11 protein-coding genes and 1 pseudogene are annotated in these 10,313 nt (G+C 41.3%); 6 read left to right on the forward strand and 6 right to left on the reverse strand.

All coding sequences use genetic code 11. The features are described 5' to 3' along the window. The 6 genes from AACS98_RS19400 to AACS98_RS19425 all read left to right on the forward strand — a co-directional run. On the forward strand, window positions 1-853 hold an 853-nt coding region (locus tag AACS98_RS19400), incomplete at its 5' end, for a response regulator (RefSeq protein WP_198161163.1). Then, entirely contained in the window at window positions 854-1,780 is a 927-nt protein-coding gene (locus AACS98_RS19405; protein WP_066382865.1) for a diguanylate cyclase, read from the forward strand. Between the two features lie 225 nt (window positions 1,781-2,005). After that, complete coding sequence (locus AACS98_RS19410; protein WP_066382870.1) at window positions 2,006-2,365, forward strand: rhodanese-like domain-containing protein; 360 nt, start codon at window positions 2,006-2,008, stop codon at window positions 2,363-2,365. A 470-nt stretch (window positions 2,366-2,835) separates the two neighbouring features. After that, window positions 2,836-3,930 (forward strand): heat-inducible transcriptional repressor HrcA, encoded by a 1,095-nt coding sequence (gene hrcA / locus AACS98_RS19415; RefSeq protein ID WP_066382873.1) that lies wholly within the window; start codon window positions 2,836-2,838, stop codon window positions 3,928-3,930. 13 nt (window positions 3,931-3,943) lie between these two features. After that, the gene (locus AACS98_RS19420) at window positions 3,944-4,624 is read left to right on the forward strand and encodes a hypothetical protein (RefSeq protein ID WP_066382874.1); all 681 of its coding nucleotides are present in this window, start codon (window positions 3,944-3,946) and stop codon (window positions 4,622-4,624) included. Between the two features lie 104 nt (window positions 4,625-4,728). After that, the gene (locus AACS98_RS19425) at window positions 4,729-5,394 is read left to right on the forward strand and encodes a hypothetical protein (protein ID WP_066382876.1); all 666 of its coding nucleotides are present in this window, start codon (window positions 4,729-4,731) and stop codon (window positions 5,392-5,394) included. Window positions 5,395-5,616: 222 nt separating this feature from the next. Here the strand turns inward: AACS98_RS19425 and AACS98_RS19430 are convergent, their stop codons facing one another. The 6 genes and pseudogenes from AACS98_RS19430 to AACS98_RS19455 all read right to left on the reverse strand — a co-directional run. After that, the gene (locus AACS98_RS19430) at window positions 5,617-6,078 is read right to left on the reverse strand and encodes an SRPBCC family protein (protein WP_066382878.1); all 462 of its coding nucleotides are present in this window, start codon (window positions 6,076-6,078) and stop codon (window positions 5,617-5,619) included. A 19-nt stretch (window positions 6,079-6,097) separates the two neighbouring features. Next, window positions 6,098-6,286 carry a CPXCG motif-containing cysteine-rich protein gene (locus tag AACS98_RS19435; protein WP_066382880.1) on the reverse strand — a complete coding sequence of 63 codons (189 nt, stop codon included), beginning with the start codon at window positions 6,284-6,286 and terminating at the stop codon, window positions 6,098-6,100. Window positions 6,287-6,299: 13 nt separating this feature from the next. Next, the gene (locus AACS98_RS19440) at window positions 6,300-7,934 is read right to left on the reverse strand and encodes a B12-binding domain-containing radical SAM protein (RefSeq protein WP_066382882.1); all 1,635 of its coding nucleotides are present in this window, start codon (window positions 7,932-7,934) and stop codon (window positions 6,300-6,302) included. A gap of 21 nt (window positions 7,935-7,955) precedes the next feature. After that, window positions 7,956-8,210 carry a SemiSWEET transporter gene (locus AACS98_RS19445; RefSeq protein WP_066382883.1) on the reverse strand — a complete coding sequence of 85 codons (255 nt, stop codon included), beginning with the start codon at window positions 8,208-8,210 and terminating at the stop codon, window positions 7,956-7,958. A 131-nt stretch (window positions 8,211-8,341) separates the two neighbouring features. Then, entirely contained in the window at window positions 8,342-9,430 is a 1,089-nt protein-coding gene (aroC, locus tag AACS98_RS19450) for a chorismate synthase (protein ID WP_066382884.1), read from the reverse strand. A 367-nt stretch (window positions 9,431-9,797) separates the two neighbouring features. Further along, window positions 9,798-10,313: pseudogene (locus AACS98_RS19455) on the reverse strand (photosystem II q(b) protein); the annotation flags it as partial.

Consider the following 10,313-nt stretch of genomic DNA (forward strand, 5'->3'; position numbering starts at 1 on the left):
CACACTCGAAAGTGAGTTAGGGCAAGGTAGTATTTTTACTTTTATCTTTCCTGAGTTATCCCTAGGCAATGACACTACGGAATTGCCTGAACATTCCTCTCCAGATGATGATCTCAATCAGTTTGCTCCCTGCACAATTTTGGTTGTGGATGATGTAGACTCAAATCGCCAGCTAATTCAGGGATACTTTGCCCAAACTCATCATTTGTTAATCATGGCTGAAGATGGCGAGGAAGCGATTCGCCTGACGCAAATACATCAGCCAGACTTGATTTTACTTGATTTGCGAATGCCTCGGATGAATGGATGTGAAACTGCGTTGCATCTCAAAAATGACGCACGCACTCAACATATTCCCATCATTATTTTGACAGCTTCTTGCCAGAAGGAAGAACAATTAGAGGTTGAGACAATTTGCCAGGGCTTTTTGCGTAAACCTGTCAGCCGTAGCGCACTCGTAACAGAAATGAAAAAACATTTGCAGTTTTTTGCTCCGATTGGGGAAAAATATCAGCATGCACCATTGCCTTCGGCAGAAGATAGCCCATTGCAGTCAAATAACTCTAGTAAAGTTTCATTCACTACTCCGATTAACTTAGGAGAACTTCTGACCAAAATTCGTCAGGAGGAAGAAATGGTCTGGACAACACTGCGGAAAACTCTAGAAATGCGAGAACTACAACAGTTTATTGCCCACCTAGAGGTTTGGAGTCAGGAACATCAATGCCAAATTTTAGCGGATTATGTAAGTTCTCTGAAAACGCAATTAGATGCTTTTGATTGGCAGTTATTACCGCAAACTATCGAAAAATTCCCCTCTATTCGTCAACAAATTGCCGGAGATTCTTGTTAAATGCAAACTTTATCATTTATCCCAGAAAATTTTTTAATTCTTGTCGTTGATGATATTGCCCAAAACCTGAAAGTAGTTGGTAGTATGCTCAACGATATTGGTTATAACACAACCTTTGCAGTTAGTGGACAACAAGCATTAGAACGGCTGAAGAATATTACACCTGACCTGATTTTACTGGACATGATGATGCCGGATATGGATGGGTTACAGGTTTGTCAGGCTATTAAAGAAGACCAAAATTATCAAGAAATTCCAATTATTTTTCTCACAGCTAGTCATGAGCAAGAGCATCTTGTCAACGCTTTTGATTTAGGTGCTGTTGATTACGTGACAAAACCATTTAGAAAACCCGAACTGCTCGCTCGTGTGAAAACACATTTAACTTTAAAATATATAACTGACGAACTGAAAAAAAAATTAGCAGAAGTTGAAAAGTTAGCTCAAATAGACGCTCTGACTGGTGTTTTAAATCGTCGTAGCTTTTTAAAAGCTGCCGAGCAAGAATTTAACCAGGCTTGTCGGTACGAATCAACATTTTCTCTTTTGCTCCTCGATATAGATCATTTTAAAAAGATTAATGATACTTATGGACATTTGACGGGCGATCGCGCCTTAGTTACCTTCACTTCTGTAGTCAGCAGCACTCTGAGAAAAGTAGACTTAATTGGAAGATATGGAGGTGAAGAATTTGTTGTCTTAATGCCCCACACCAATGCTTCTCAAGCTCTCACGGCTGCCCATCGCATTCGTTCTGTAGTGGCTGAGACACCAATCCCAACACTGACAAACACACTGAGCATAACAGTAAGTATTGGTATAGCTGTTTACCAGACAGAAGATATAAAAATTGATGATATGTTCCACAGAGCCGATGATGCGCTCTATCAAGCCAAGGCTAAAGGACGGAATACTTGTTGTATTTAGAACTCTTTGACTCTCTGCACCTCTACGCCAGCTTATTTATCCCGAAATACAACGCCCCCTCAAGGTTTGGGCAGGGGTGCGGGAGAGACAAGGCAGCAGCATCAGCCACAAAGGAGAAAAGCTAATGATTAATAACTCATGACTAATGACTCTTAAGCAAAATTGCTTATGCTAGGTTAAAAGTTTTCTGTCACCATAAATCATATACGACTGTTTATTATCACCATGACCAGGAACATTTCTGATCAACCCATCGCTCAAATTAGTGTAGAGGAACTAGCACAACGTCTGGCTGACAATGATGCCAGTATTCAGTTCATAGATGTGCGTGAACCCCAAGAAGTAGCACTTGCTAAGATTAATGGCTTTGTCAATCTGCCTCTGAGTGAATTTACCCAATGGGCAGATCAAGTTCCTGCTAAGTTTAATCCCCATGCGGAAACTCTTGTACTATGTCATCACGGCATCCGTTCTGCCCAAATGTGTCAGTGGTTAGTTACTCAAGGTTTTACCAATGTCAAAAATATTGCTGGTGGCATTGATGCCTACTCTATCTTAGTTGACCGTTCCATTCCCCAGTATTAAGTATCCCATAGCTGAAGATTGAACCCACTCATCAACTGATGCGGCGGGAGATTTCAGAAAAAACAGCCATAGCAAGCTGGGAATAAGTCTCTCAGCTTATATGTGCTTTTTTAAACAAAATAATACTAGCTGAAATTTTGAGCAATAGAGCCTGTATTTCAATTAGAGATGGGTTTTACCATAAAACCAGCTAAATTTTCTCTTAAAAATCAGTAACTAAAACTACAATTTTTATCAAAATGTTATAGGATAATACTTAGACAATCGAATAATAATAATATATTCAAATCTGTGTTTTTTTTCTGGAAACGCTTGCTAGACGAAAGTAGCGGCTGAGGACTTTAATATTAGTCATTACAATATAATTAAATATTTAGTTATTTTCAATAAAAATTCATAATTTTTTGGCTTTCAAATCCAAAAAACTTTTCAAACCTTGATTAAAATTAGCTTTCTGTCAAAGATACCCTATGCAAGTCCAGTTGACAAATCGACAACAGCATATACTTTGGGCTACGGTACGTCACTACATAGCTACGGCAGAACCTGTTGGTTCCAAAGCTTTGGTCGAGGAGTACGACCTGGGTGTTAGTTCCGCCACCATCCGCAATGTGATGGGCGCACTAGAAAAATCTGGGTTATTGTACCAACCACACACATCTGCCGGACGAGTACCTTCTGACTCAGGTTATCGGATTTATGTTGATCAGCTAGTTACACCCTCTTTGCAAGACGCTACGCGCACGGAAGCGGTGACAAAAAAGGTAGAAATGTCACTGCAACAGCGTCTCCACTGGGAAGATTGGAGTTTAGAGATTCTGTTGCAAGGTGCAGCGCAGATTTTAGCTAGCTTAAGTGGATGTATTAGCTTGATTACCATGCCGCAAACTAATACAGCCATTGTGCGACATCTGCAATTAATGCAGATTGAAGGAAAAATTATGTTAATTGTGGTAACGGATGGTTATGAAACCCATTCCAAGCTGATAGATTTACCACCAACCAGAACAGAAACAAAATCTGACCCAGAAGTAATTGATCGAGAGTTGCAAATTGTGTCTAACTTTTTGAATACTCACTTACGGGGGCAAAGTCTGTTAGAAATTAGCAACTTAGACTGGAGTCAGTTAGATCGGGAATTTCAAGTTTACGGGGAGTTCCTGAAAGATTTTGCCTCAGAATTAGCTCATCGCACCTTCGCACCGACGACAACACAGATTATGGTGCGGGGTGTAGCGGAGGTGTTGCGTCAACCAGAATTTTCCCAACTACAGCAAGTACAAACGATTATTCAACTATTGGAAGAAGAACAAGAACAACTCTGGCGGCTAATCTTTGAGGAGCCAGAGGTGGAAGAGACGAATAAACCCAAGGTGACGGTGCGTATTGGTGCAGAAAACCCATTAGAACCGATACGCACTTGTACCTTAATTTCTTCTAACTATCGTCGGGGTGGAGTCCCGTTAGGAAGTGTTGGAGTTTTAGGCCCTACACGCCTAGATTACGAAAATGCGATCGCAGTTGTCATGGCTGCGGCTGATTACCTCTCAGAAGCCTTTAGTTAATTACATCAAAATTATGGTCAGAAACATTGCTTTTGGGGTGCTGTGGCTAGGATTCATCACTTATGCTTTTGTGTTTGCACCACCTGATAGTCCCGATACCTTTGAATTAATTAAACAACTGTCTATCGGTCAGTGGCAAGGTATCAATCCCTTAGTCATAGCCTTATTCAACCTCATGGGCATCTGGCCTTTAATTTACAGCGCATTACTATTTATTGATGGTAGAGGGCAAAAAATACCAGCTTGGTTGTTTGCAAGTGCTTCTTTCGCCGTTGGTGCGTTTGCGCTGTTACCCTATCTAGCTTTAAGAGAACCCAATCAAAAGTTTATCGGACAAAAAAACGCTTTGATTAAGCTCTTAGATTCTCGTTTGACTGGTATTGTCTTAACTGTAGGGGCGACGATTCTAGTCGGCTATGGTTTAAGTCAGGGTGATTGGAGTAACTTTGTGCAACAGTGGCAAACTAGCCGCTTCATCCATGTGATGAGTTTAGATTTTTGCCTACTGTGCCTATTATTTCCGGCTTTATTGGGTGATGATCTGGCGCGTCGCGGTTGGCAAAATCAGCAGTTGTTTTGGTTATTTACTTTAATTCCCTTATTTGGCGCGTTGGTTTATTTGTCTGTTCGTCCCCCACTACCAGAAACGAGTGCCGAAGTCATACCCTCTCAGCAGCAATCAGTCACAAGTTAAACAATTAAGTAATCAAAATCTTCTCCAAGGTGGTTTGAGAAATATGAATCAGCGAGAGAGAATACAACTCTTGCTGAAATTTATTTGGCTCAACATCGAAGATTATGGCTGGAAAATTGGGATTATGGTTATTATGGGCGGGATTTATTGCCTATATTTTGTTTCTAGCTCCACCTTTACATCTAGAGGAAACATTAACACTGCTGAAAAATATATTGACTCTTCAGTGGGCTGATATCAATGCCGTAATTCTGTCTTTATTTTCGCTCATTGGCATTTGGCTATTGATTTACAGTGGTCTGTTGTTCATTGATGGTAGGATGCAATGGATACCGTTTTGGCCTTTTGCTCTAGCATCGGTGGGTTCTGGGGTGTTGGGACTGTTGCCATATTTGGCTTTACGGAAACCCAATACAGAATTTTTAGGGCAGAAAGACGCTTTTTTGCAATTGTTAGACTCTCGCTTATACGGTGTGATTTTGAGTGTCAGTACAATTGTGTTGCTGGCTTATGCTGTCAACTTAGGTAATTGGGAAGATTTTATCATGCAATTTCAGAGCGATCGCTTTATTCATGGTATGAGCTTGGCTTTTTGCCTGTTCGCCCTTTTATTTCCCACAATTCTTACAGATGATATGTCTCGCCGTAACTGGAATAACGTATCAGTATTTTGGGCAATCACTTTGATTCCCTTATTCGGCCCTCTGACTTATCTTTGCACACGCCCAATTTTAAGAGAGCATTCTGACACTTTTCAAGAGACTAGATGAATGTACCTCATCAAGATAAAATTTCTGTTTCTTACTCAATGATGTGTTACAAAACCCCATCGTAGAGAAACCTGAAGATGTAGCAAATGCAATTTGGGATGCAGTTAAACATCACAAATCAGCCGTTACAGTTGGTTCTGCAAAGGTGTTTCATATTTTTTATCGCTGATTTCCTGATGTAGTGAAGTGGATTTCACGCCAAAGTTTGAAGAATCAAGACAACTAAGGAATTTTTGGCAATGATTCACACTCGCGCTTAGTGACAAAATGACGATAGCGAAACATTGCTTCGAGTTGGGATTGCACTAACCAACCGCTAAAAAATTCTATCGTTTCCCCTCCAGGCATAACGTAGGAAATATCATCCTTCAGCTTAGTTTTGTTTCCTTGGGGTTCAAATTCATGGCGATGTACCCAAGACTCAAAAGGCCCAGATATCTGTTCATCAGTAAACCAGCGATATTTTTCGCATTCCGTATGACGCGCTAACCAAGTTAAGGGTATAGGCGTAAGAAACAGCTTAAACTCGGTAATAGCCCCTACTTCTAGTCCTCCCTCCCGGCGAACTACTTGTACTGGTTGCCAAGGTGGAGTTAGTAGTTGTAAAATATCCGGTCTTTCGTGGAATTTCCAAACAACTTCTATTGGTGCGTTAATGACTGAGGAATGTTGAAAGTGCAGCATGGAAAGGAAAACCTAAAATTTAGCCTTCGTACTCGGTATCAATTTCAATTTCTAGGGTGTCTTCATCCACTCGAATATATAAAATATTAGGACGACAGCAAACTTGACAATCTTCTACATAAGATTGTTGTCCCCCAGCACTTAAGTCAATAAAGGTTAAGTTAGGTTCACCGCAATAAGCGCAGTAAAACTCAGATGTGTTTTGCATTCACTTATAACTATCAATTTAATGGCTGGAGTTCCTGAGAAAAATGACTGGTAGCTTCAGCCAAATGCTTTAGTAGTGTAGACTGTGGTAGCGGGCCTTGCAAGTGATTCCAAGGTAATATCTGCTGATGTGACCAATTACTGTGGACGTAGACATCTAAATCAGGTATTTGGCCTTTGAGTTGTTTGAAAGCACGCTTGTAACTACCCAAGGAGTCGCCAAAGTCGCGGGTAAGTTCCAGCAGTTGAGAAATGCGGCGATCGCCTCTCGATATCAAAGCCTGTATAATCGACCAATTATAACTCTCTGGGCGAAAATCTATCCCTTGCGGTTTAAGCTGTTTTTGCAACCACTGTAACCGCTTTTCTGCTTGAGTGTTTACCCCAAACCATTGAAATGGTGTATGGGATTTCGGTACAAAGGTACTACAACCGAGAGTTAACCGCAGTCCCGGCGCAGCTTTTTTAATACTCCGCATCATAGCTACCGTTGCGTCTAAATCTTCTGGTTCTTCTCCCGGAATACCTACCATTCCATAGAGTTTCAAGCCTGTCAAGCCGCCAGTTTTAGCATTGATAGCTGCTTGAATGATTTCATCGTTATGTAGTTTTTTGTTGATGATTTGGCGTAATTTTTCCGAACCACTTTCTACAGCAATGGTAAGCGATCGCGTGTCTCTTTTCGCCAAAGTTTTAGCTAACTGTTCCGTTACAGTATTAGTCCGCACCGAAGCAATACTCAACCGCACATCATCATATTTTGGCTGACTAATGTAATCTAATAAAGTCTCAAATTCTGGATGTTGAGTTACAGAAGCACCCAATAAACCCAAGCGGTTTGTAACTTGTAAACCTTTTTCAATCGCCGGAATTAAAGAACCTTCCAGACTCGCAGTTCTAAAAGGTAAAGTCAGATAACTAGCTAAACAAAAGCGGCACATTTCGGGACAACTCCGCACCACTTCCACCATAAAAATATTTTCCCAAGCCGCCTTTTCAGTTACTACAGTAGAAGCTGAGAGAGTGTTTCCTCGATAAGTTTGTTTCTGCACCACTGCGGGAATTTCCGAATTAATCGGTTTAATCGAACTTATCGCCCCATCTGGTGCTTCATATTCTACTACATATAAACTAGGGACATAAATTCCTGGTACTTGTGCAAGTCTTTGCAATTGAGTTTGTCTGGAAGCGTGTCTAACTTCTTGATAAGTTTCTATAAAATTCCCTAGTAAATTTTCTCCATCCCCTAATAAAATCACATCAAAAAAATCAGCAAAAGGTTCGGGGTTAGCCGTGAGAACCGGGCCGCCACCAAAAACAAGCGGGTGAGAATCATCACGGTTAATTGCGCGAATGGGAATTTCTAAAGATGACAACAAATTTAAAATATTTACATAATCCAATTCCCAAGAAATCGAAAAGCCGACAATTTCCGGCTGTCTAGGAAGGGTTTCGCAAGTATCAGTAAATAGACGACTCACCTGCACATCACGACGCATTGCCAAAGTCGCCCACACAACCTGATAGCCTAAGCTAGTGATTCCCACCGTATACTCATTAGGGAAAGCGAATATCAATGGTATGGCGTTGGTTTCGGGTGTAGCAGGGGTGAATAACAGACGTTCAGCAGTAAATAAGGAAGATGTCACAGGTGTTTAACTAAAGGGTATCTATCTATATTTAATTTTAAGCCATAAAATTATCGAGTTTAAAAATAAAGTGGTGCCGTTAGCCAGAATAATCGGCAAAGCTTGTAGATAAATGCCATAGATTAACCATAAAAACAGACCACCCATAAACGTAATCAGCATGACATAAGAAACATCTTTCGCTGATTTTGTGCGCCATGTTTGCCACATTTGTGGTAAGAAGGCGATTGTGGTTAACGTAGCGGCTGCTAATCCTAAAATTGTAATGAAATTCATATAATTAGGGATAAATCAGTTAGAAATAATAAAGAAGATACTGTTGAGTATCTTCTTCATTAATGTTCATTTTACAACTATATTATGAGCCAGGTTAATGACTGACTGGATACAGGCGATCGCACCTACAATTAAAACAGCTTACACTGTCCATGCTGGCGTAACAAATGGTCACACAATACCAAAGCCACCATCGCCTCAACCATTGGCACAGCACGGGGTAAAACACAAGGATCATGTCTGCCTTTAGCAGCTAATAGAGTTTCTTCACCCTCACGAGTCACTGTTTTCTGCTCTTTTCTAATAGTAGCCGTAGGCTTAAACGCAACTCGCAAAATAATATTTTCGCCGTTAGAAATTCCCCCTTGAATTCCCCCGGAACGATTAGTTACTGTGCGAACTTCACCATTTTCATCTATATAAAATTCGTCGTTATGTTCAATCCCAGTTAACAGCGTCCCCGCGAAACCTGAACCAATTTCAAAACCTTTGCTAGCAGGGAGAGACATCACACCTTTAGCAATATCAGCCTCTAACTTATCAAATACTGGCTCACCCAAACCTTTAGGCACATTTCGCGCCACACATTCCACAACCCCACCGATAGAATCACCTTGTCTACCAGTTTGTTCGATTAATTCAATCATTTTTTGCGCGCATTCCGCATCAGGACAGCGTACAATATTGCTTTCTACATCATCCAAAGTTACAGTATTGGGGTCAACTACGCCTTCCAAGTCCTTGATGCGCTTGACGTAACCGATGATTTCTACATTAGCAACTTGACGGAGAATTTTTTTAGCGATCGCACCTGCTGCCACCCTCCCGATTGTCTCACGCGCTGACGACCTGCCGCCACCTTGCCAATTCCGAATTCCATACTTAGCATCATAGGTAGCATCCGCGTGAGAAGGGCGATATTTTTGCGCCATCTCGTCATAGTCTTGGGGACGAGTATCTTTGTTACGCACCAAAATAGAGATTGGTGTTCCCAAGGTTTTACCTTCAAACACCCCAGATAAAATTTCGCAGGTGTCTGCTTCCTTCCGGGGAGTAGTAATTTTACTTTGTCCTGGCCGTCTTCTATCCAACTCCACTTGAATTTCTTCCGCAGAAATTTCCAGTCGCGGAGGACAACCATCAATTACAACTCCCACGCCTCCACCGTGGGACTCGCCAAAAGTAGTAATACGGAAAAGATGACCAAAAGTGCTGCCCATGATGTTAAGGAAATACAGTCTGGAATCTGTATTTTACATGGATTTGGGCTTTTTAAGCACCATGTTGAAATAGTTGCTGAGTTTACCTAAATATTAATATTCTCCATTTTGTCCCTCATGTAGAAACCTGATTTATCGGGTATTCCCAGAACAATTAACTAACTTGCCAAGAATAAATCAAAATATATGTTTTGCGATGTCAATTATTGTAATTCAGTTCGTAGTAAGCGGCTCTAGCCCTTTTTTTGAGGACTAAAGTCCTTACTACAAACCTTTAATTATTTATCCCGACCTACTTAACAAATAAAAACCAAAAAAGCCTCCCCCGTAAGGAGGAAGCTTTTTTGTGATTGCTAAAGGTTAATGATTAACCGTTGATAGCAGGAGCGGTTAAAGCAACAGGAGCAACTTCGCCAGCAGCTAAGTCTAAGGGGAAGTTGTGAGCGTTACGCTCGTGCATTACTTCCATACCCAAGTTAGCGCGGTTGATGATGTCAGCCCAGGTGTTGATTACACGACCTTGAGAGTCGATGATGGACTGGTTGAAGTTGAAACCGTTCAAGTTGAACGCCATTGTGCTAACACCCAAAGCGGTAAACCAGATACCGATTACAGGCCATGCAGCTAGGAAGAAGTGCAAGGAACGGCTGTTGTTGAAGGACGCGTATTGGAAAATCAAGCGACCGAAGTAACCGTGTGCAGCAACGATGTTGTAGGTTTCTTCTTCTTGACCGAATTTGTAACCGTAGTTTTGAGATTCGTTCTCGGTGGTTTCACGCACCAAGGAAGAAGTTACCAAAGAACCGTGCATTGCGGAGAACAAGCTACCACCGAATACACCAGCCACACCTAACATGTGGAAGGGGTGCATTAAGATGTTGTG

Origin of the sequence: Anabaena sp. CA = ATCC 33047 (assembly GCF_963870205.1) — a bacterium.
GTDB lineage: Bacteria > Cyanobacteriota > Cyanobacteriia > Cyanobacteriales > Nostocaceae > Trichormus.

Excerpts from the sequence above, each read along its gene's own strand:
- AACS98_RS19405 (WP_066382865.1), top strand. The coding sequence starts at position 854 with ATGCAAACTTTATCATTTATCCCAGAAAATTTTTTAATTCTTGTCGTT.
- AACS98_RS19410 (WP_066382870.1), top strand. The coding sequence starts at position 2,006 with ATGACCAGGAACATTTCTGATCAACCCATCGCTCAAATTAGTGTAGAG.
- hrcA (WP_066382873.1), top strand. The coding sequence starts at position 2,836 with ATGCAAGTCCAGTTGACAAATCGACAACAGCATATACTTTGGGCTACG.
- AACS98_RS19420 (WP_066382874.1), top strand. The coding sequence starts at position 3,944 with ATGGTCAGAAACATTGCTTTTGGGGTGCTGTGGCTAGGATTCATCACT.
- AACS98_RS19425 (WP_066382876.1), top strand. The coding sequence starts at position 4,729 with ATGGCTGGAAAATTGGGATTATGGTTATTATGGGCGGGATTTATTGCC.
- AACS98_RS19430 (WP_066382878.1), bottom strand. The coding sequence starts at position 6,078 with ATGCTGCACTTTCAACATTCCTCAGTCATTAACGCACCAATAGAAGTT.
- AACS98_RS19435 (WP_066382880.1), bottom strand. The coding sequence starts at position 6,286 with ATGCAAAACACATCTGAGTTTTACTGCGCTTATTGCGGTGAACCTAAC.
- AACS98_RS19445 (WP_066382883.1), bottom strand. The coding sequence starts at position 8,210 with ATGAATTTCATTACAATTTTAGGATTAGCAGCCGCTACGTTAACCACA.
- aroC (WP_066382884.1), bottom strand. The coding sequence starts at position 9,430 with ATGGGCAGCACTTTTGGTCATCTTTTCCGTATTACTACTTTTGGCGAG.